Source organism: Agarivorans sp. MS3-6 (assembly GCF_054112545.1).
The window spans coordinates 1,235,952-1,257,560 of the sequence record NZ_CM134202.1 but is presented as its reverse complement, the minus strand read 5'-3'; the positions used below and the strand labels follow the sequence as shown (position 1 = coordinate 1,257,560).

Sequence of the window (21,609 nt, the reverse complement as noted above, 5' to 3'; positions counted from 1 at the left end):
GTAGCTCACACAAATAAAGAAAGCGCTTTCTTTTTGGTTTTTCTTGGGTTTGGTTTTTAATGTCGCTAAGTGGCTTAGTGCAAAGTAAAGTTTCGTTGGTTATTCTCATTGCTATTCTATTTATCGGAAAGGGGTTATAAAGCGATAGAATACAAGTTGTTGATTTTAAATAATTAATTATATTATAAATGTTGTTGTTAATACTCTGTTTGTGGTTTGTACTAAAATAAGGTGTTTTTTAATTTAGCGTAATATGCTGATTTTTGGTTTTTTTGGCTTGTGTTTCATTGTTTTTCTCAGAGCTTATTTGGTAAGCGCTTTCATGGTAATCTGGGCTTAAGAAAAATTTGTTGGAGACTTAACCTTATGAAAGCAACGCATTATAGAACTCTTGAGAGAACCGGTGAGCGCTGGGCCGTGAAAAAAGATGTTGAATTTAAACCCTCTTATCCCACTAAGCAGCCAATGATTGTGGTTAATTCAACAGAAAAATTTCAAACTCATATCGGTTTTGGCGGTGCTTTTACTGAGGCCGCAGCATCTACTTTTTACCAAATGCCGAAACAGTTACAAGATGAATTTATTGAGGCCTACTTTGATAAGCGGCAAGGTTTGGGTTATGTGCTGGGGCGAGTGGCGATTCATTCGTGTGATTTTGCGCTAGGAAATTATACCTACGTAGATGAAGGAGACAGTGAGTTAAAGACCTTTGATTTATCTCATGAAGAAAAATGGGTTATTCCAATGGTTAAACTGGCGGCTGAGCAAGCGGGTCAAAGCATTACTATGCTGGCGTCTCCTTGGAGCCCTCCTGCATTTATGAAGTCGAATGGCGAAATGAATTACGGCGGTAAATTATTGGCCGAGTATCAACAGTCTTGGGCGAACTACTACGTAAAATTTATTGAGCAAATGGAACTGCGCGGTGTGCCTATTTGGGGGGTGAGTATTCAAAATGAGCCTGAAGCCGATCAAATTTGGGACTCGTGTCATTACACCGCAGAAGATGAACGAGATTTTATAAAAAACCACTTAGGCCCTACTTTGCATAAGGCCGGTTACCAAGATAAAGCCGTTTTAATTTGGGACCATAACCGCGATGTGATGGTTGAGCGCGCTTCCACGGTGTTAGCTGATCCTGAAGCGGCTAAATATGTTTGGGGCGTCGGCAACCATTGGTATGTAAGTGAAGATTTTGAACAACTTGCCATGGTTCATCACCTGTACCCTAGCAAACATATTATTTTCACCGAAGGTTGTGTTGAATTAACTGAAACCTCAGTGGATGCCGATGAAAAAAGTGGTTACTTAGGTGCTTGGGGTAATGGTGAGCGCTACGGTCGCAATATTATTGGTGATTTTAATCATTATTCAGAAGGATGGATTGATTGGAATTTATTGCTTAACGAGCAAGGGGGGCCAAATCATGTGGCTAACTACTGTGAAGCGCCGTTAATGTACAACCGCCAAACTAAAGAGCTTATCTACAATAACTCTTATTACTATATTGGCCATTTCTCTCGTTATATTGAAGTGGGCGCAAAACGGGTGATGAGTATGAATAACAGTGAGCAAGTGCATGCGGTTAGCTTTGAAAATCCAAACGGTGATTTAGTGGTGGTGGTACAAAACGAAGGTGCTATTCATAAAATCACCTTAGTGATAGACGGACAGGGCGTAGACCTTTCTTTGGCTAATAACTCGATGAATACCTTTGTGGTAAAGCGCTAAGTAAAGTTTTAGCGATCCCTTTTAAACTATTAAGCTCAGAGCCGATGCCATTTTACATCGGCTTTTTTATTCGCTGCTGGCCTATCACTAGCTTAACGCTGGCTTTGGGTAATGCGCTTATGTCTTCTGTTTCTCCCATCTTTGAGTTTACTCTCTTGAACACTATTGTTGCTCCACTTTGGGGGGATGCAAGGTATTGCTGTTGGCGCCAGCTAGGCGTATCGTGATCGCATTCATGATTAGAAGGAGCCTTCATGTTTGAAGCTATTGATAAAGCTAAAGATGATCCTATTTTGTCTTTAGGTATTGCCTACCAGCAAGATACTCGAGCCAATAAGCTCGATTTGGGTATTGGTGTGTATCGCAATGAGCAAGGCAATACTCCGGTGATGAAGGCGGTGTCGGTGGCGGCTCAGCGTTTGCTTTGCGCCCAAACTACTCAAGCTTATCTTGGTTTGGCGGGTAATATAGATTATAACCAAGCAATGCTGGATTTGTTGTTAATGGACAGTCCAGCTCACGGCCGTTGTATTGGTATTCAAACACCTGGCGCTAGTGGCGCTTTGCGTTTGCTCGCCGATCTCATTGCTAGCGCTAAGCCTAATGCCAAGGTGTGGTTATCGACGCCTAGCTATGTAAATCATCAACCTATCATGCAAGCCGCTGGTTTAGAGGTGGCGTTTTATCCATATTTTGATCCCCTTACCAAGCAAGTTGATGAAGCGGCGATGTTAGCGCAAATAAGCAAACTGGGTCCTAACGACGTGCTGCTACTGCATGGCTGTTGTCATAATCCTACTGGTGCTGATATGTCTATTGAGGCTTGGCAGCAAATTGCTCAGTTAGCTTTGAACAATGGCTTCTTACCTTTTGTAGATTTGGCTTACCAAGGCTTTGGTGAAGGCATAGACCAAGATATTGGTGGTTTACGTTTGCTGGCAGACAGCTTGCCTGAGTTACTGATTACTTGCTCTAACTCGAAAAGTTTTGGTTTGTATCGAGAGCGCACCGGGATTGCCATCGTGATAGGGCAAACCCTGCAGCATGCTAGCAATGCGCGCGGCAAGCTATTTGAGTTGGCAAGGCGAAGTTACACCATGCCGCCCAATTGGGGGGCGGCGATAGTGGCTGAAATTTTAAATGACCCCTTGCTAAAACAGCAATGGCAGGACGAGTTAAATGCCATGAGTTTGAGAATGCGTGGCCTTCGTCAAGCTTTGGCTGAAGAGTTTCGCTTACAGTCGAACAGTGACCGTTTTGACTATTTAACCGCTCACCAAGGGATGTTTTCTTTAACCGGTTTTAGCCTTGCGCAAACTGAGCAACTGCGCGAACAGTACGGCATTTACATTGTGGGAGGAGGGCGCATTAATATTGCTGGCTTAGCAAAGCATGCTATTCCACAATTGGTAAACGCCTGTTTAGCCGTTGGTGCCTAGCGCCTTAGGCCTTATAAATAAGGAGGTTGTGGCCTCCTAGTGAGTTTATGAGGTTGATAGTCAGCGTGCTTAAACTAATTCTATGTCGGTAATTTTACTGCGATTGAGGGTGATTTTGTAGCGTCGATAAACAGGGGCTTCGCCATTATCTTCTATCGCAAGTATCAAATTTATTTGATAACGGCGCTCTATGGATTCTCGTGATACTCGGCCTTTCTCTTCTTTAAACACTACCCCTCGACCACCTTCTAAATAACGGGCAAAGGGGCGCAGATTTAAGTAAACTGATTCGTGAATGGCGCTATAACCGGCGCGAAAGTTTCGCCCGAAAACTCGGCTTTCTACGCGATAGTGCAGTAATTCAGCTGATTGGCGATTACGTTGATGACGGTGCGCTAAAATATCAGCAACAGATTCCGGTAAATGTTTGGTTTTGATGTAGTCGAGCCAAATCTTTTGCTTGGCAATCAGTGTTTGATTAGCGCTGTCATATAAATCTTTCGACCATTTAGGTTTGCCTTTACTGATGAACCGCCACATGGCGTTCTTTAAATCTTCTTTAAATACTTCTCGCACCCCGTAAATAGCCGCTAACACCAGTACCATTAGGGCCGTTAAACCGCTTAAGGCACCTTGGGTTTTAATAATTAGGCTTAATACCACGATCATGATTAAAGCGGTGGCTAAACCAGTCACCAAGCGACGAGTGTTGTTGCCCAGTGAATAGGTTTTTTCGCGAAATACTACGCCATATTCAATTAAGCGACGCATTAAGCGCATTTTATTGGCAATACGGTTAGGGTCTGCCACGGTAGCTGCAGAGTTATAACCGCGCGTTTCTCGGTAGTTGGTTTCGCTTCTGGCGTACTCTAGTATGCTGTTTCGCTGCTCTAATAGTTCACTAGAACGTGGCCGCTTCGCCATCATTCGCATTAATAACTGCTCGGTATGCCAAGATAAATAATTGTCAGCATTTTCAAAATGAGCAAGCTGGGCACTGCCAGTTGGTATATTGCGGCGGAGCTTCTTTAACAAGCTGGCGCTTTGTTCGACTAAGCCTGCAGCCAGTAGGTAAAACTGTTCGGGATCTTTCTCTTTGAGGGTGAGGTTTACATCAACCTCTAATGCAACAACATACTGATAAGCAAATAAATTGAGATTTACGCGGTACTCTTCCAGCGCGAGGTTGTTCATGCTGGCAAAACGGCTTTGCAGTAAAGGAAGGTGTAAACCCGCGCTGAAGTAGCTGTGTTTACCGGTGATGCCGCTGTTAAAATAGGTGTTTTCTTTAAGTGTTTTAGGGCCTATGCCCATCTCTTTGGGCAGAGAAAAATACACATCGATACGCCGTTGAGTATGCATTTCCATTTGGTGGTGGAGTTTAACCACCATTTTATCTTCTTGCTTTAATTGAATCGTCGGCACTTGCGCTCTCTTAGCAAACTCCCATCGCGCTTGTTGCTCAATAAAAGTAATACAGCTTAGATCAATAACTTACTAATATTCATTATAATACAGCCAGTTAAATAAGCGTTTGTTTTGTTGAATAGAAAAGTGGCTACCTTCAGCACTTCATTCAGACGTATAAATTGGACTCGGCCACACACAAGCCGCTGCTGACATCGGGTTGATGATGTTTTTCCATAAAATCAACTGGTTAGCTTGATGGTGGTGTTTTGAATTAGCGATGTTTACAGAAGCGTTGCACGGATTAGTAATCAGAGGTCTTAAGCGATACGCCTTAGTTTTAGTCTCTTCAGTATTTTCCAACTAAATCACAAATACATCATTAAGTGTTTATCTTATTGTTTTTAATGTGTTTTAATTCTCCGGCAAGTTTAATTATAAAAATTCACTAATGGATTAACTATACAGCTAAGGAAAGAGATGAATAGATTTAGTTTTTGGGCTTTACTGTTATTTGCAGTCGTAAGGCCTTTAACAGCGGCAGAGCAACAAAGCCCAACCGAACAGCACTATTTTTGGTTAGAGCCGGGAATTTCTTACGGTAAACCTGCAGTTGATATTAAATTGGATGCTCGCTACAGCATTTCTGATTACACCATCGTTTTGGGTGCAGGAACCGGAGACGATTTAGAGCGGGGGATTAGTAACACTGATAACGAAAATCTTGATATAGATACGTTTCGGATTATGGTTGGGAAATACTTTTATCTAGGGAAATATGAATTTTTATTGGAAGCTGGGGTAGCGAAAGTAAGGTTTCCTGAGCAAGTATCTTATGATAATGGTGATTCAATGGGTAACCAAACTGTCCACACTGATTATTTGGGTATTCCAGTGCGCTTCGCTAAGTACTTTAACAGTAAATATGTGGGCTTTGCGCTGACTGCCGACGTGATGTACACCAAAGACCAATGGATCACTACTGCAGGTTTTAGTGTGCCGCTTGGAAAATTACGCCGCTAGTAAACGATCAGCAAGGTAGAGTGTGTTTAGAGACTCTACCTTCTTTAAGCATTGTTTATTAAGGCTTACGTTTGCCGGTCATAAACGCTTCTAAAATTTCTGGGGTGAGTTCACCCGCTTCTTCTAGCCGTTTTAACTCTGCAACCACGGCCTTTTGTTCTTCCATGCTAGGAATGGGCAGCTCAGGCTCTTGCTCGATACCTTCAGGTATATTGATATTTTCTAACATAATGGGATCTCAATTTTAAAACGTAATTAGCCTAAGTATATCAGGAAATGGCAGCTTAGCAGCAAGGCTAATCGCATTGCTATTTAGCTTGCTAGTGATCGTTTTTGATATGGTTTAGGTAGTTATTGTTAATGAGTAGTGGTAACAGGTGCTTAAGTCAGTGAGTAATCAAATAAACCCTAAACAGTTATTACGTAGTAAATGGACTAAACGGCAAGTAGTAAACAAGATGAAGCATTTTGAAGTCATCGAGTTAGAGATTGATGACGATCAGCGAGTGCAGCGCTGCGTTATTCAGGCGGTTTACAATCAGCAAGATTTTGAAATCAATTGGCGAGAGCTTAAAAACAGCACGCTATGGCGGCAAGGGTGGACGTAGCTGTAAATAAATAGGCGCTGAACTTACAGCGCCTATTGGCATCGTAGAGGTTTAGCTACGGCTAGTTACTTCTAGTAAGTGGTAGCCAAATTGGGTTTTTACCGGGCCATGTACGGTGTTTAGGGCTTCGTTAAATACCACCGTGTCAAATTCTGGCACCATATCACCTTTGTTAAACTCACCTAGTTCGCCACCACTTGCGCCAGACGGGCAGTTAGAGTGCTGTTTGGCAATCTCGGTAAAGGCTGCGCCATTTTCGATCTGTGTTTTTAAATCTAGACACTGTTGTTCGGTGTCTACCAGAATATGGCGTGCGCTTGCTCTTGGCATAAATAATCCTCATTAATGAGTAAGTGATGGTCACGACCTTGTAGACTACAGTCCAATATTAGGTCACTGGAAACCGCAAATGTAGTTCTCGCGCTGGTGGAGTGTCAAATAATAACTGCTGATAAGGGTTTTTTTTTTATTTTCTAGATTTAATTTAGATTTCCTTAGAATTTGTTTTTTCATGTTAACTTAATGATATTAAAGACTATCTTTAGTTATATCGCCTCTCTATTGTCTTTAGGTGCAAGTGAATGACATCGAGTGTCTTCGCTAACGATTGATAGGCTATATTTCAGTTCCAAACTATTACCGTTTATTTTGAACGTAAATGCACCTCCTTAGGGTCTACTCAATTATGGTCATTAATCAGCTTAGTTAAGGGTAAGGCTTAAATGGAGAGTCGGGGGATCTCAAGATTTATCGTGAGTATGCAGCAAGCTTGGGTGCAAATAGGGTGGTTGTTGCTGGTGTTATTGGCGGTAGTCGGATTACCCAAGTTGCAGGTTCAGCCAAGCATTCAAGCTTATTTTTCCAAAGATGACCCTCAAGTTATAGCGCTTGAACGTTTTCAACAGCAGTACACGGCTGCACCCAATTTATTGTTGTTATTGACTAGTGATGTTTCATGGCGTGGTTCCTCACAGCAAAAAAGTCTTAAGGATTTTATAGAGCAACTTGGTCAGCTCTCAGGGGTAGACGCGGTTAGCCCTTACACCTTATTAGCGCTAGAACAGGCACTGCCCCCCAATATTGCTAAACAGTTTGTTAGTGAAGACAGCTTAAACATCAGCTTGGGCTTAAATATCTCCCCTGAAATAGCAGCGCAAGCGAGTGCCTTAAAGCAATTGTTTGAACACTTAGATAGTCGTTTCGATGTGTTTAGCAAAACGGTCGGTTTTTCATATCGTTATGGGGGGGAACTGGCCTTAAGTCGCCAATACTTAGCGGTGTTGCGCCATGATTTAAGCTGGTTTGCTCCGGCTTTATTACTCAGTTTTGCTCTTTTATTTAGCTGGGTTATTCGCCAGCCTCGTTGGCTACTGGGGATGGCTAGCTGCGCGTTAATCAGTCTGCTTATTACCTTAGGTTTAAGTGCTTGGATGAGCTTAAAACTGGCCGCAATTAGTGCCTTTTTACCGCTGGTGCTGGTGAGTTTAGCCATGGCCTACTCCAGCCATCTTTATTTTGCTTGGCGTCGCTTATTACGAACAAAAGCCAACCAGTTACCACTTTCTAGCGCACAGGCGATGCACTTAGCCTTAGAGAGTAAGTTGTTACCGCTATTTTGGGGGGCATTGACCACAGCACTTGGTTTTTTGTTGCTGTATTTAAGCCCATCTCCTCCGATTGCAGATTTTGGTTTAATGGTGGCGATGGCTGTGGTGATTAATGCGGTGGCTTGTTACTCAATACTGCCACTTTGGGTAAAGGGTATTGACGTGACAAGCACGACCATAGATGTGCGGCCTGAGGCAGATTCTATTAAATTTTCTGGCTTGATTAAAGCGCGAAAAAGCCTATTGATACTGGTGTTTGGGCTAAGTGTTGTAGCAGTGATGTCAGTGAAAAACCTACGTTTTGATGACGACTCCTTAGGTTACTTTCCTGATGATAACCCCTTTTCGCAAAGCCGAAATCTTGTTCAGCAGCAGTTTTTGGGTATGCATAGTCTGCGCTATCTATTGCTTGAAAAAGATCAAAGCCAACGATCATTTGCTGATGTGTCAGCTCTTGAATCCCTATTAGGTTTTTTAAATAAGCAACCGGAAGTCCGCCAGCTAACGAGTCGTAACGATTGGTTAGACTGGCTTGAGCAAGATCCAAGTGCTAAGGCTAAGGTATTTGCGCTACAACAAGCTGATGTTGAATGGCTTAAACAAGAACAATTATTGACTGTGTGGCTGCAGCCTTTAACTAGTCGTCAGCTCATCGCCTTTGAGCAGCGAGTAGCAGATTGGGCTGGCTCGCAACAGATCAATTTATCACCGGCATATAGCAACAATTTGCTGTTTGCCAAATTCAGCCAGGCGAACGGTCAGGCGATGCTGTTATCTTTTGCAGCGGCCCTTCTATTGGTGGCCTTAGTGGTGCTGCTGTTACGTCGCAGTGTGTACTTAATGGTGTTAGCCTTATTGGCTAATGGTTTACCATTACTGTGGGTGTTTGCTCTATGGCAATGGAGTGGGCAGCATTTAAGTTTAGGCAGCGCGGTTGTAATGGGGATGATGCTTGGCATCATTGTTGACGATAGTTTGCATATTTTACTCAACGTGCACCCGGCTAGCAGTGTCGCTAATCTCCAGCAAGGGATGAACGATATTATTCCAGCTTTGTTACTGACCTCAGGAGCATTAGTTATTGGTTTTTCTTTAGGGGCGTTATCGGACTTCTTACCTATTCAACAAATGAGCTTATTGTCGAGCTTAAGCTTGGTGATCGCCTTGGTGTTTGATCTGTTATTACTCCCGTTATGTTTACCGTTGCGTGATACGTCGCCCTCCTTATCAATAGGAGAGAGCATATGACTCGTCATCCTATGGGGGGCTGCTTTAGTAGCCATCCTGGCAAGCTTAACACTGAGCATGCAATTGCTAAGTGGGCTCAGCACTATGCCAAACAAGGTGTACATTTTAACGATACACATAGTGAAGCTCTGGCATTGTTAATGCCCTTATTGTTATGTGGTGAGCAATCTGCCCAATTGGTTTTTCAGCAACAGGCTAAGGTCTTAGCGCCGCAAGTGTGTAAATCGTCGATTAATGCGTTAAATGAAGTTGAAGCCGATGAGGCTTGGCACGACGAAGCACTACAATGGGTATTTGCCCAATTGCCGGTACTGACAGAGCAGCATCAAATACGCCGTGCGGCCCAGCGTTTTTATTCTGGTTTGGGACGCAGTGAGAGCCTTCAACAGCAATTTATTCGTATCGCGAGTTTAGATGCCTGCGTGACACAACTGATGCAGATGATGGAACGGGGCGCTATTGGCAGCCAACATCCCTTTTCATTGTTGTGTGGTTTGATTAAGAAAGACGAAGCTAAACACGTATATGTGAGCAAATACTTTGCTAAACATTTGGGCGCTAGCGTGGCAGACATCGCTGAAGAGCGGCTGTTGATATTACAACAGCTAATGACATTATTAGGCCGCCAAGCCAATCAGTTTGAGGTTCTGGGTGTCGATCTTGAGGTATTACAAAAGAAGCTGGAGTTAAAATGGCTGTAAAGTTTGCAAGGCATTCGTTAAATCTACTGGCCGCTAACTGGTGTGTGCCGAATCAAGCGGTGAGTAACCAACAATTGTTAGCACAACTGTCCGACCGCTGTGGTTGGCGAATGGCCCGTAAAGCCCACATTTTTGCCAAGCGTTTGGGGGTTGAACAGCGATATTTTAGCCGTAACTTCGCACAGCCCCGCAGCCAAGCATCGCCTAATGGCGTATCTATGGCTAAACAAGTCATAGAGCAATGTTTAAGTGAAGCGGGTCTTGAGCCTAATCAGCTATCGTATTTGCTCACTCATACCTGTACGCCACATACCCAAGTCCCCCCTAATGCTGCTTGGTTAGCTGATCAGTTGGCCTATCATGGAGCCTACTTAGAATTACGCCAAGCCTGTACCGGCTTTGCTAATGGCTTGCAAATGGCGAGTGCGCTGTGCGCCGCCGACCAGCAGCCAGTGGCCATTGTTGGCAGTGAAACCGGATCGGTATATTTTGATTTAGCCCCCCACTTTGTAGACCAGCAACAGTTAGTTAATTTTGTTCAAATGGGAGATGGATGCGGTGGGGTCATTGTTGCGCCAGCTAAGCAGGCTAGAGGACTAATTAAAGACATTTACCTGGGGCAAATTGGCCATCAGAAAGAACCAGGGTTTTATTTAGATGCCGGGGCCGATACGGTGGGAGAGGCGCAAATGGCTCGCTTTCATCACAATAGTAATGCCGTAAGAGAAACGGGCTCTCAATTGTTTGAATTAGGGTTAAAAGCCGTATTAGAGCGAGGTTATCAACTCAGTGATTTTCGTTATATTCTGCCACACCAAGCCAATGGCCATATTGACAAGTTATTAAGCAAAGCCCTTGCTTATCCGCAGCAGCAAATTATAAACGACGCCAAACATTTCGGTAATTTAGGGTCGGCAGCTATTTGGTTGAGCTTCGCGCGTTTATTGCAAACTAAACCGCTGGAGCCTGGCGATCAGGTATTGGTATTAGGCGCAGAAGCCACTAAATATCTATATGGAGGTTTTGTTTACCAGCATTGAACAGTGCCGAATGTGCACGCTTACGCCAAGTGAAAGGGCCTCGTTTACGGGGCGTTGAATCATCTTAATAAATCGAATCAACGAGCGTTGTTAAGGCATTTAAAAGCCGCCTTGTTGTTTAAGTATTGGCGGCTTTTTTAGTGAAAATTTAAGCGTTATCTTCAGCCAGTTGTTTGGCTAAGGTGAAGGCTTCAATTTCTTCGCCAACTAAGTTTTCATCTAAGTCGATGGCAACCAAGACTTTGTCTGCATCTAGGTTGGGTAGCCATTCATCAAAAAAGTCGTCTATTTTTACTGTGACTGGTTGGTAGTCTGCCCAGTCTTCAACACACAGCGCTGTTGCGGCAGCCTGATTAGAGAACAGCGGCATAACATCGGTATTTTCAAACTCGATAGAATCAACCACGACAAACTCGTCGTCGGCACTCAGTACCCAAAGTTCGCCGGCTTTAATAACCGCTTTGCTAAAGGCTGAAAGGTTGGTTTCTGCTGTGGACATGTGTAACTCCAATAGTGTTGGTCGAGGGTTGCAATACCTGCTAGCGAAACTCGTCGCATGATGGCTAACACAACCCACTAATATTAACGGCTGATATTGTCTGATCAATAAGCGAAAATAGCTAAGTAAATCTGCGATTAAAGCGAGAGCTTATTTACTTTGCCTAGCATTTGTTAGCCACCACGCCATGAACACACCGGACAAGGCGCCAAATATGTGAGAAGACCAGCTCACATTGGCTCGTAAACTGAATAAACCAAAGAACATACCACCATAAATAAGTAGCACCAATGCTGCTATTAGCAGACTTTTTAGGCTGCGATTAAACCATGCATAAGCCAACAATAAGCCCCAATAACCAAATATCAGTCCACTGGCACCGGCATGCATACCGCTGCTGCCAAATAGCCACACCAGTATTCCGCCAATCAGTATAATACCGCCGCTCCCTAACCAAAGGACCTTTTGCCCTAATTGGGCCACTAACATCATCAAGATGGCAAATGGCACTAAGTTGGAAATAAGGTGTACCCAGCTATGATGAATAAATGGGGCTAATGGAATACCTAGTAACCCGGCTAAACTTCGCGGGTAAATGCCTAAAGAAGAGACCGAGCCTAGGGTTAAGGTGTTAATAAATTGCACAAAAATCATGATGGCGCAGAGGATTAATACACTGCGAAGGTTTCTTTTCAAGGGCGCAGAAAGCGGCATTATTTTAAGCCTTGTAGGTTGGTGATGGGTACATCATCTGAACGCAGATGATTAACGTTTTCGACTTTTTGCTGAGCTGCCTAATGCTCGTTGCCGAGCTTTTCTTTTTTGTGCTGAGCGTGAATTTTTTTTGTTAACCGGTGGCGCTTTGGTTAAATCAGGCTCAAAACCTTCCAACCATTGCTGGGGAAGTCGACGATCTAATAATATCTCTAGCTCTGTTAATAGGTGTTCGTCATCGACACTGAGCAAAGTGATGGCGATACCCGCTTTCCCTGCACGACCGGTTCGGCCAATACGGTGAATGTAATCTTCAGCTTTAAAGGGCAATTCAACGTTGACCACATATTTTAGTTCTTCAATATCTAAACCTCGCGCGGCTACATCTGTTGCTACTAAGGCTTGTATCTCTCCTTGCTTAAATGCTGCTAGTACTTGCTCACGGGCTGCTTGAGATAAATCGCCATGAAAAGCGGCAGCTTCAATATTTTTTGCTGCTAGCTTGGTGATTAGCTCGTCGGCAGCTTGTTTACTACGGCTGAAAATCAGTACTTGTTGCCATGCTTGTTGAATCATAAGGTGGCTGAGTAAGGCTGCTTTTTGTTGCTTGTCGACCGCGTATACACGCTCTTCAATTTTTGTCGCGATAGTGTTCGCTTTGGCAATCTCTAATAATTTTGGCTTGCTTAGCAAGGGCTTGGCAAAGCGGAAAATACTGTCATCTAAGGTCGCTGAGAACATCAAGGTTTGGCGAACCTTTGGCACGAAGCTAAGCAAGGCTTTTAGTTCATCTTTGAAGCCCATATCTAGCATGCGATCAGCTTCATCAAATACTAAATATTGCAGCGAGCTGAGTGATAGTGAACCTCGCCTTAAGTGATCTAATAATCTGCCTGGTGTTGCGATGACGACTGCCACCCCTGCTGCGAGTTGCTGTTGTTGCTGCTGAATGCTGGCACCGCCATAAATGGTTATCGATGTAAGATCGCAGCCATGTGCGTATTTTTGCACGCTAGCTTGAACTTGTTGGGCTAATTCTCGGGTTGGCGTTAATACTAGCGCTCGAATACCGCTGATCGTACCTGCTTGTCCATGTTGGCTTAACTGGTGGATCAAAGGCAAAGTAAACGCGGCAGTCTTACCGGTACCCGTTTGAGCTACTGCTAAGACATCATGCCCAGCTAAAATTTCAGGAATCGCACGTTGTTGAACTGGCGTGCTGTGTTGATAACCCGCATGTTTTAGATTGCTGAGTATTTGAGGGTGTAAGCCTAAGGCGCTAAATGACATGTTCTACAGTGTTTATGGCTGAATATTGGCGCTGGCTAGTATAGCTGAAATGTGAAGTTTGTTGGAAGCCACGCAGTTTTATCCTGTTATTTTCGCCTGATGGTGGCGTTTAGACAACACTGAGATGCGTGTTGATAGGCGGTTTACACATCTTACAGTCTCTGACCCTAGCAAAAGTGAGAGCTATCACGTTGTATTGTATTATTGTATTTTTTATAATCTGCTAGAGACAAACGGACTTAGGCTAAAAGTATAATGACAACAACAATGTACCCAAAGGTATTGGCTTTCCTTATCACTGCGAGTTTATTTGGATGTGGAGGCGGTGGTTCAGATTCATCTTACGACCCGATATGTAATCAAGACTGTGCAGGCCCCGTAGATCCCATAGACCCTATTGACCCGGTCGATCCCGTGTACCCAGAAGATAGCATCCCTTATTCGCTGGAGCGTTATCAAGGGGTTATAGATGCCTCTTCCTTGCAGGTATCCGATCCTGAAGGCTCAGCAGGTAATAAAGTTACCATCAGCGAATTAGATGAATACCACGATGAGTATTTTTACATAGATGGAGAAAGCGGCGACCTCACTTTTACCATGCAAGGTTATAGCAACCGTTCTGAATTACGCATTCTCAACAACTTTTCAAGTGCCAGTGAGCAATACCAACAACGCTTGGTGGCTAGCGTATTACCCATTGAACCCGAAAAATCGGTGGCCGCTAGTACTGCGTCTAAAGATGCTTTCACCCTGCTACAAGTTCACAATAAAGGCACTGTGATTAGTGGTGGTACTGATGGCATCATTTCCCACCCCTTATTACGCGTAGTGTGGGAGCAATCGCGCAGCGTAGATGGTACTGATTACTCAAGTCATTACTGGGCGGTAGTTAAAACGAACGCTTACGAGTGTGGAGAGGGCAATGAAGATAGCTATTATGGTAAGGATGAATGTGACAATTCTTATCGTTACTTCCCATTGACCCACTATACGGCGGACGCAGCCACTCACTTTGAGATTATTGTTGGTAATAGCGCCTTGGTACTTAAGGTGAACGGTGAAACCAAGCTTAACTACGATATTAGCTATTGGGATGCGCTGCTCAGTTACTTTAAGGCGGGTGTGTATAACCAATTTTACGATGGGGGGAGTGAAGTACAATTTGCTACGCTGCAATACTATGAAAATGAATTTATTGATGAACTTGAGACAAGCTCATGGGATATCGATAGTTGGAAAATCACGATTCCCGCCAGTAAAGATACTTGGTATGGCGAGGGGGGGAGTAGCGCTGCTGAACTAGAGCCTGAGCATTGTGATTCATCTAAGGATGTTCTGAATAATGATTCCAATATATATCATGACCTCGCCGAGCTTGCTTACTTCAATGTCATTGATGGGCGGATGCATTTTAGAGCCAATATGGCTTATGGCACGACAACAGCAAATACCAACTATATTCGCTCGGAGCTACGTGAGTTATTTAATGCTCAAAGCGTAGGCTCGTGTAGTACCAGTTCTAATGCCACAAGTTGGTCAATTGTTGACAGTGACACCAATAGCAAAACGCACCGTCTCAGCGCTACTTTGCGTATTGACGATTACCCGACGATTGACGGTCAAAAGCCCAAAGTCGTGGTTGGGCAGGTGCACGGCTGGGAAGTGAAACAGGCATTGGTTAAGTTGCTTTGGGAAGGTAGTGATACGCCAGTTAGGGTGATCTTGAATCAAGACTTCTACAAAAACAATGAGAAGTGTGGCTCAGAAGAAGATGTCATTGCAGATCCAAACTGTGATGAATGGTCATTTAGTGTCGACATGGGCACTTATCAAGCGGAGCAAGAGTGGTCATACGTGATTCAAGTTGATGAAGCGGGGATTAGTCTAGCAACAGAATATGCCGATGGTTCAAATAAAGTGTCTCGCACCTTGCCTTGGGGTGAAGTGTATTCAGATACCAACGACGGCAGTGTTGTGATCAGTGAACAATGGACCGACCCTGACGTCGCTTATTATTTTAAGGCGGGTATTTACCCTCAGTTCACTGCCGACGAAGATTATGATGGACAGATATTTGACCTTAGTTTTAGCCAACTGAGCATCAGCCACAATTAAGGATTTAGTGCCTTAAGGCTGAGTGGATTAGCAACGCGACAATGATCATTGTTGCGTTGTCTGTGCATCGACTAACTATTCATATCGTGTTTCTTTGTATCACCTTCTTACTTATCTTGTTGATCTTCATCACATAAATTGTGGTTTACTTCGCTTTGTTCAGAGTGTCATTGTGATCCTATGATATAAGTACTTTTATAATATAATAAGCTCTTTGGCTGTCTGTTATCGACGTACAAGCAGCCCTGAAAAGAGTAAAGCTTACCGACAGTTTCGATGGTATATAGCGGGGATTCTAGTTAGCGCTATGTCGTTTTGGTTGTTTGTTGGAAGCTGTAAAGCAAGCGGTAGCGGCGGATTGATTATTCGTTTAATGATAAGGATATTAAAAATGCTGAAAGTTTTTTTAGCGATAATTTGCGGTATATCTATATCGGCTGTTAGTTATAGTGCCCAAGCTAAAAGCGTGAAGGTGATTAATCCAGATTTTGAGCAAGGGTGGTATGGATGGAGACATTCCGGTGAATCAGCGATCTCAGATAAAGGTAGAGATGATGAATCATCGGCAAAAATCACTGATATTAATGGCCGTATAGAACAAGACATAACGGTACAGCCAAATACCGACTATACCTTAACCTTGTTTATGAAAGGGTCTGGAAAAGTCGGCGTGACAACGGTGGGGAAAATTGGCGAAAACGAAAAAGTGGTCAATAAATTTCAGACCTTAAAGTTGTTAACTTACACAGAAGATGATTATCACCCTGAATGGGAAAGTATTAGTGTAGATTTTAACAGTGGTGAGAGTGACAAGGTGACCATTTTCGCTATTCACAGAAAAGGTGGCGTAGGACGTTTTGATCGCTTTAGAATTAAACCCATGAATAAGTAACTATATGGCTAGCTTGTAGGGGTGTTTAGATTGGTACTTAGTGACGTTTACGGTTGCCGATATTAATTGGCGTTGGTGTCGGTTTCCAAACATTTCGCAGCCGCTGTAACATGAAATCTGGGATGCTTTTCGAGCATTCTAGATTTATTTGCCTGCCTCGCCGCATACCGTAAATTTTTCCTGTGATGGCTTGGCCACTGCGTTGTACATCTTTTATTTCTTGAATAAAATACTCAGGCACACGGCCCTTTTTTACCTCAACATTGCGACCTTCAACTTTTATTACAAACTCTGCGGTAATCGCTTTTAACATCTATACCTTCTCGGTCGGGTGACCGCGCTGTTGCTTTTATTAAGTCATCTTACAACAAATTTTTGCTTATCTCAGCCATCCTAAAGCGACTAATTGGCTTTAAAGTACTAAGTGAGATCTTGCTTACAAATCGTTTGAAGGCTGAATAATGGGTATATACTTGAAATCACAAGCTGGAACAGACATCTTGGACTTTCTTCGATATAAAAATCAGTTAAACAAACACTTAGCTTAGGACATCATTATCAAACTACTCAGTTTAAATTTGCTTAACTATCTAGCGCCTCCTTTTGCGGCCTATGAGTTTGACAATATTTTAGATGCTCATCAGTGGCAACAAAAACAAGACTGGTTAGCCCGTATGGTTAATCAAGCCCAGCCTGACGTAATGGCGTTTCAAGAGGTTTTTAGTGCTGATGCTTTAGCCGCGCAGTGTAAATCATTAGGTTATCCCCACTTCTTAGCGAGCAGCAGTCAGCTAGATGAAGATAGTTATGTTTACCACAAACCCGGTCAGGCTTTGGCTAGCAAGTATCCATTGCGTACTGCCTCTTTGTTCAATGCCACAATGGCTGATGAGTTTAGCCGCGCGCCACTTATCGCCAAGGTTAAATTACCCGGTTTCGCTTGGGTGCGGATTTATGTGGTTCACCTCAAGTCTAAGCGGCCTATCTTAGATGAGTCTATTGTTGGTCAGCCTTCCGATATTGATGAATATTTGGGCCGTTGGCAGTCTGATAATTTGCGTACCCATGAAATAGCGTTGTTGATGAAAGATATTCTGAGTTGTCGGCGTAGCCAATTGGAGCCGGTGATAATAGCGGGAGATTTTAACGATGACGTATCTCAAGGTGCTTTAGCGCATATCTTTGATGTGCCTCAGCCGCATCATTCAGAGATAGAAAGTTGTTGGCGGATCCACGATGCTTATATCTTAAGTAAACAACAATCGCCCCGCGCTGCCACGCATTATTGGGGCGGGCAGGGCAATATTCTCGACTACATCTTACTGTCTGGAGAGTTTTCTGACGATTATGAGCAGCAGATGGCAGAAGTAGTTAACTATCAGTGCTTTGATAGGCACCTCACCCATGCCGACTATGCAATTGATAGCCAAGCCAGTGATCACGCAGCGGTAATGGTAGAACTGCGAGTCAGAGACTAAGTGACCATTATTGCTGATGGGTTAACAGGTAGGGCGCAAAAAGTTGCTTTAGATTCACCGAAGCCCCTAATTTTGTAGCGAGTAAATACATGCCGCCAATTTTTCGATGAATCAGTAAGATATCAATGGCTGGGGTGTTCCAATAATCTTCTTCATAACTTAAGCGTAAGCTGGCCTCTCGCATTTGCTTGGCTAGCGGCGAACTAGCAAACGGGTATGGCCCATCGAATTGTAGCGGGCTAATGACCAGTTTTAACAGCGTCGCTAAAGTCTCTAGCTGCCTATCGGTGCTTGTCTCATCAATAAAGCCTAGTTGCATAAGTGCTTCAGTATTTAAACTAAAATTACTGTCTAGCGCAGAGCTAATCAGTTTTTGGTAGTTTGCTGATATTTGGGGAGCAATCTCTCTGGTGGCGCCAAAGTCCAATAACACGATTTTTTCAGAAGCACTGCAGTAAAGGTAATTAGCAAAATTGGGGTCAGTTTGCATAAGGCCAAATTCGAACAACTCCATCATCAATAGTTTAAATAAGGAGTGCATAACACGATTTTTTAGTGTCTGTGGCGCGTTGCTAAGCTGATCGATAGCCACCCCATCTACATGGCTCATACTCAGAATATTGCTGGTGGTGAGTGATGGGTAAAGCTTAGGTATCGCGAATTCGGGGTGCTGCTCAAGTTGGGCGGTGTATTGCAGTAGAAACTGGGATTCTTTGAGGTAATCGGCTTCGTTATGTAACTGGATTTTTGCTGCTTGGAGGATCTCTTGGTAAGCAAACTGTTTTGGCAGCAAGCCGCTGAGGTTAAGTAGGCTGATCACATTGTCGACATCGCTATCGATGCTACCTTTAACTCCCGGATATTGCACTTTTATGGCTAAACGTTGTTGTGAGTCTAAGTAAGCACTATGTACTTGACCAATAGAAGCCGCAGCGATAGGCGTTAAAGAAAACTGTTTGAACTGTTGTTGCCAGTTATCCCCCCATTCAGCTAACAATACTTGGCTCAATTGACCGATAGGCATAGGGTCGGCTTCGGCCCGAAGTCTGGCTAACAACTCACTGAGTTCTTTAGGGAGCATTTCCCCGGTATCCATCGACATGAGTTGACCGACCTTCATGGCTGCACCACGAAGTTTAGCTAACTGGTCGGCCACTCTTTTTACATTACTGGGAGTGAGCAACATTTGATTGATTTTTGGACGCTTTCCTGCTGCTAGCTGTGACGCTCCTTCCGCCAGCATACCGCCGGCGACTCGAGATGCCAACGAGCCTAAGCTGGTTAAACGAGCCAAGCGGCCGCTAGGTACTTTAGATGGCTTGCTTTTGTTATCGCGATTGATAATTGGAGCCTCCTTGTTGGCACCGGGTGAATCAAGTTAGTAGACACTTATCATTACGCTTACAGCGGTGGTTTCGATCTCCTCCTCAGCGACATTCGCGTTGCTACACCGTATAACAAAGGCAATTCGCTCAAGGACTTAATAGTTATAAAATCAAATAAATCATTATGTTAAATGCTTACCATGAAGTTGGTGTGATGTTTGCTCCCAAGGGTTTATTCAGCACTTAGTTTGCAAAATGCAAGGGAGCATATAATGACGTTACTATTAAGGTTAGTTTGCCTATTTCCATTGTTCGCCAATGCCGGAATCATTAGCAATGGTAGTTTTGAAGATAATAATGTGCGAACCGGTTCATGGAATTTTTTTGCCAGTGAACAAGTCACGGGGTGGCTGGGACATAACATCGAAATATGGGACAGTTTATTTGGTATTGCGGCCACCGATGGTGAACAGTTTATCGAGCTAAACGCCCATTGTTTAGGTAAGGGGCCAAGGGCATGCCAAGCGGGAAACTATTCAATTTTTCAAGACTTCGCCACTGCAGCGGGTCAGCAATATCGCTTTGGTTTTGACTATCGAGCCCGTGCCAATTTGAACGAATCTTTCGAGGTCAGTATTGTGGATGGCCAAGGCAAAAGCCTAGTATCAAGGGTGCTTAACGATCATAACAAAAATGACTGGTTGGCATTCAGCGCAACGTTTGTAGCAAGGGATAACACCAGTAGAATTAGTTTTACATCATTAACCCCAGGATCAACCGGTAACCTGATTGATCACGTCTATGTCGGCGAGGCACCTCAGCTAGCTGCGTTTGCAGTACAAAATGCAAGCGTCAATGAACCAACAAGCTTTGGTTTGTTACTATTGGCTTGGTTAGCTATCGTGTTTGTAAAGCGCCAACGCGCGTAAACGCACGTTGGCTTTATGATTGCCGTGTTATTTCTTTAGGTAGGCTTGTAATATTTGGCCACCGGTTTCGGCATTTAAAGGTTTAAAGATAAAACCTTGCACGCCAAGCTCCTGACACTGATCTACCACGGTGGAATCGGTCACCGATGAGAGCATAACAATGGGAGTATGCTGGTTAAGCTTACGCATCTCTGCTAATGCCTTGTCTCCATTGAGCCTGTTCATGACTACATCCATAAAGACAAAGTCAGGCTGTTCGCAGCTTAATTTTTCAAGCGCAATGTCACCGTCTTCTGCTTCAATCACATTGTTATAGCCTAAACCAGCCAGCAGCTTGATCATGGCCTTACGAATAATAGGGCTATCATCTACTGTCATAATGAGCGCATCCTTTGCTAAAGGGGCGCCTTCTATAGGTGGAGGAATAATGCAAGCTTCGCTATTGGTGATAGCGTCTTGATAAACATCGGCGGTATTGAGTTCACGAACTAACAAATTGAAGTAGTAACGTCCTACGCCTTCAACGTGCACAGGCACGGTGACAATTTGTTGTACGCCCTGTAGGTAACGACTCATATCGTTGAGATCTAATGCCACATGTGGGCTGGCGAACTCAAAACCTAAATTGTGTTGTTGTAGCTGATGAGTTGCTCTACCTACAATGGTATTTCCCCATTCTTCTAGGGCGGCAATTAACTCGTCGTTTAACGAATCACTAATACTGCTTTCACCCACTAAGGACTGCTGTACCGCTTGACCGATAGCGATGGCGGTTTCTTGGTAGTGATGCATCAATACCACACCATCTAGCTGGCCATGCATGTCAGAACAAACAGCGTAACCTTTGAATCGAAAATCCTCGACTTTATCGACAAATGGCTCATCTGCGCGACCTTCTAAGCCCGTCATTGTTTTAAGACTCTGTAACGATTCTTGGATGAACGGGTGAAGAATAATCTTGTGAATGGTTTCTACTGTCATAATTTTCCTTTTAAATAGTGTCGAGGTGAACCATCATTGCTTTTCCAAAAGCAATGGTATTATCCACAAAGCGTTCACCACTTTATGGAAGAAGCATTAACGATACAACCATACTGAGCAAATGTGCGATCTTGAACCGAAAATCACGATTAACCAAACTAAGGAAAGTGTATGCCCCATTGTATAATTGAGTGCCCTGCAGATTTAGCCCGTATAGTCAATTTTGATGTGCTGGTCGAGGCTGTACACGATGCAGCTGAGGCAAGTGGTTTATTTAATAAAGGTGATGTAAAAGCCCGTTTAGTCTTAGCCAATCATTATCGAGTGGGGGGCAAACGAGCGCCTTATGTTCACACCTCTGTGCAGCTGCTTAGTGGGCGCAGTGAACTGCAGAAAAAAGCCCTAGCAGATGCAGTGGCTAAAGCAGTATGTGAGTTACTTCCTCAAGTCGACATGATTTCGGTAGAAGTGCGAGATATTGAGAAGCGCTTTTACAGTAATCGCGCCGCAGTGGCTGATGGGCAATCGGTTGCATCATAGCGATTATGCTAAACATCTCAGTCTTTGAGTAAAGATGAAGCG

21 protein-coding genes are annotated in these 21,609 nt (G+C 43.8%); 12 read left to right on the top strand and 9 right to left on the bottom strand.

Going from position 1 to position 21,609, the window contains the following annotated elements; translation table 11 throughout:
- Positions 1-366: 366 nt before the first annotated feature.
- The gene (locus ACVFI8_RS05710) at positions 367-1,731 is read left to right on the top strand and encodes a glycoside hydrolase family 30 protein (protein WP_457873312.1); all 1,365 of its coding nucleotides are present in this window, start codon (positions 367-369) and stop codon (positions 1,729-1,731) included.
- Positions 1,732-1,985: 254 nt separating this feature from the next.
- Positions 1,986-3,170, top strand: coding sequence for an amino acid aminotransferase (locus tag ACVFI8_RS05705; RefSeq protein WP_457873311.1), 1,185 nt, complete (start codon positions 1,986-1,988; stop codon positions 3,168-3,170).
- A 69-nt stretch (positions 3,171-3,239) separates the two neighbouring features.
- Here ACVFI8_RS05705 and ACVFI8_RS05700 read toward each other — a convergent pair whose 3' ends face one another.
- On the bottom strand, positions 3,240-4,595 hold the full coding sequence (locus tag ACVFI8_RS05700; RefSeq protein ID WP_457873310.1) for a hypothetical protein: 1,356 nt from the start codon (positions 4,593-4,595) through the stop codon (positions 3,240-3,242).
- A gap of 462 nt (positions 4,596-5,057) precedes the next feature.
- Here ACVFI8_RS05700 and ACVFI8_RS05695 point away from each other — a divergent pair, with 462 nt between their 5' ends.
- Positions 5,058-5,600, top strand: coding sequence for a hypothetical protein (locus ACVFI8_RS05695; RefSeq protein ID WP_248714430.1), 543 nt, complete (start codon positions 5,058-5,060; stop codon positions 5,598-5,600).
- Positions 5,601-5,658: 58 nt separating this feature from the next.
- Here ACVFI8_RS05695 and ACVFI8_RS05690 read toward each other — a convergent pair whose 3' ends face one another.
- Positions 5,659-5,829: an ATPase gene (locus ACVFI8_RS05690; RefSeq protein ID WP_457873309.1), complete on the bottom strand. Its 171-nt coding sequence runs from the start codon at positions 5,827-5,829 to the stop codon at positions 5,659-5,661.
- Positions 5,830-5,989: 160 nt separating this feature from the next.
- Between ACVFI8_RS05690 and ACVFI8_RS05685 the strand changes: the two genes are divergently transcribed.
- Positions 5,990-6,208 carry a TIGR02450 family Trp-rich protein gene (locus ACVFI8_RS05685; RefSeq protein WP_248714432.1) on the top strand — a complete coding sequence of 73 codons (219 nt, stop codon included), beginning with the start codon at positions 5,990-5,992 and terminating at the stop codon, positions 6,206-6,208.
- 51 nt (positions 6,209-6,259) lie between these two features.
- Here ACVFI8_RS05685 and ACVFI8_RS05680 read toward each other — a convergent pair whose 3' ends face one another.
- Positions 6,260-6,538, bottom strand: a complete 279-nt coding sequence (locus ACVFI8_RS05680; RefSeq protein WP_248714433.1) for a peptidylprolyl isomerase — start codon at positions 6,536-6,538, stop codon at positions 6,260-6,262.
- Between the two features lie 428 nt (positions 6,539-6,966).
- Here ACVFI8_RS05680 and ACVFI8_RS05675 point away from each other — a divergent pair, with 428 nt between their 5' ends.
- Genes ACVFI8_RS05675 through ACVFI8_RS05665 form a run of 3 tightly spaced genes read left to right on the top strand, consistent with a single transcriptional unit; the run spans position 6,967 to position 10,804 of the window.
- A complete protein-coding gene (locus tag ACVFI8_RS05675) occupies positions 6,967-9,063 on the top strand; it encodes an efflux RND transporter permease subunit (protein WP_457873810.1) in 2,097 nt (698 codons plus the stop codon).
- Positions 9,060-9,764: a hypothetical protein gene (locus ACVFI8_RS05670; protein WP_457873308.1), complete on the top strand. Its 705-nt coding sequence runs from the start codon at positions 9,060-9,062 to the stop codon at positions 9,762-9,764. The genes ACVFI8_RS05675 and ACVFI8_RS05670 overlap by 4 nt, the downstream gene beginning before the upstream one ends.
- Complete coding sequence (locus ACVFI8_RS05665) at positions 9,755-10,804, top strand: 3-oxoacyl-ACP synthase III family protein (RefSeq protein ID WP_457873307.1); 1,050 nt, start codon at positions 9,755-9,757, stop codon at positions 10,802-10,804. Before ACVFI8_RS05670 ends, ACVFI8_RS05665 begins: the two co-directional genes overlap by 10 nt.
- A gap of 148 nt (positions 10,805-10,952) precedes the next feature.
- Here ACVFI8_RS05665 and ACVFI8_RS05660 read toward each other — a convergent pair whose 3' ends face one another.
- The 3 genes from ACVFI8_RS05660 to ACVFI8_RS05650 all read right to left on the bottom strand — a co-directional run bounded on the left by ACVFI8_RS05660 (position 10,953) and on the right by ACVFI8_RS05650 (position 13,307).
- Entirely contained in the window at positions 10,953-11,303 is a 351-nt protein-coding gene (locus ACVFI8_RS05660; protein ID WP_457873306.1) for a DUF2750 domain-containing protein, read from the bottom strand.
- 150 nt (positions 11,304-11,453) lie between these two features.
- Entirely contained in the window at positions 11,454-12,017 is a 564-nt protein-coding gene (locus tag ACVFI8_RS05655) for a rhomboid family intramembrane serine protease (protein WP_248714437.1), read from the bottom strand.
- Positions 12,018-12,068: 51 nt separating this feature from the next.
- Positions 12,069-13,307: a DEAD/DEAH box helicase gene (locus ACVFI8_RS05650; protein ID WP_248714438.1), complete on the bottom strand. Its 1,239-nt coding sequence runs from the start codon at positions 13,305-13,307 to the stop codon at positions 12,069-12,071.
- A 255-nt stretch (positions 13,308-13,562) separates the two neighbouring features.
- Between ACVFI8_RS05650 and ACVFI8_RS05645 the strand changes: the two genes are divergently transcribed.
- Complete coding sequence (locus tag ACVFI8_RS05645; protein ID WP_248714439.1) at positions 13,563-15,422, top strand: polysaccharide lyase family 7 protein; 1,860 nt, start codon at positions 13,563-13,565, stop codon at positions 15,420-15,422.
- Positions 15,423-15,813: 391 nt separating this feature from the next.
- Positions 15,814-16,314, top strand: a complete 501-nt coding sequence (locus ACVFI8_RS05640) for a carbohydrate binding domain-containing protein (RefSeq protein ID WP_248714440.1) — start codon at positions 15,814-15,816, stop codon at positions 16,312-16,314.
- A 37-nt stretch (positions 16,315-16,351) separates the two neighbouring features.
- On the opposite strand, the gene ACVFI8_RS05635 is transcribed toward ACVFI8_RS05640, so the two are convergent.
- Entirely contained in the window at positions 16,352-16,627 is a 276-nt protein-coding gene (locus ACVFI8_RS05635) for a DUF3634 family protein (RefSeq protein ID WP_248714441.1), read from the bottom strand.
- 265 nt (positions 16,628-16,892) lie between these two features.
- Between ACVFI8_RS05635 and ACVFI8_RS05630 the strand changes: the two genes are divergently transcribed.
- Positions 16,893-17,792: an endonuclease/exonuclease/phosphatase family protein gene (locus ACVFI8_RS05630; RefSeq protein WP_248714442.1), complete on the top strand. Its 900-nt coding sequence runs from the start codon at positions 16,893-16,895 to the stop codon at positions 17,790-17,792.
- Between the two features lie 7 nt (positions 17,793-17,799).
- Here ACVFI8_RS05630 and ACVFI8_RS05625 read toward each other — a convergent pair whose 3' ends face one another.
- Complete coding sequence (locus tag ACVFI8_RS05625) at positions 17,800-19,086, bottom strand: ABC1 kinase family protein (protein ID WP_371923117.1); 1,287 nt, start codon at positions 19,084-19,086, stop codon at positions 17,800-17,802.
- A gap of 303 nt (positions 19,087-19,389) precedes the next feature.
- On the opposite strand from ACVFI8_RS05625, the gene ACVFI8_RS05620 reads away from it, so the two are divergent.
- Complete coding sequence (locus tag ACVFI8_RS05620; RefSeq protein WP_457873305.1) at positions 19,390-20,046, top strand: hypothetical protein; 657 nt, start codon at positions 19,390-19,392, stop codon at positions 20,044-20,046.
- 27 nt (positions 20,047-20,073) lie between these two features.
- Here ACVFI8_RS05620 and ACVFI8_RS05615 read toward each other — a convergent pair whose 3' ends face one another.
- On the bottom strand, positions 20,074-21,027 hold the full coding sequence (locus ACVFI8_RS05615) for a response regulator (protein ID WP_457873304.1): 954 nt from the start codon (positions 21,025-21,027) through the stop codon (positions 20,074-20,076).
- 171 nt (positions 21,028-21,198) lie between these two features.
- Between ACVFI8_RS05615 and ACVFI8_RS05610 the strand changes: the two genes are divergently transcribed.
- Entirely contained in the window at positions 21,199-21,567 is a 369-nt protein-coding gene (locus tag ACVFI8_RS05610; RefSeq protein WP_248714445.1) for a 5-carboxymethyl-2-hydroxymuconate Delta-isomerase, read from the top strand.
- Positions 21,568-21,609: the final 42 nt, after the last annotated feature.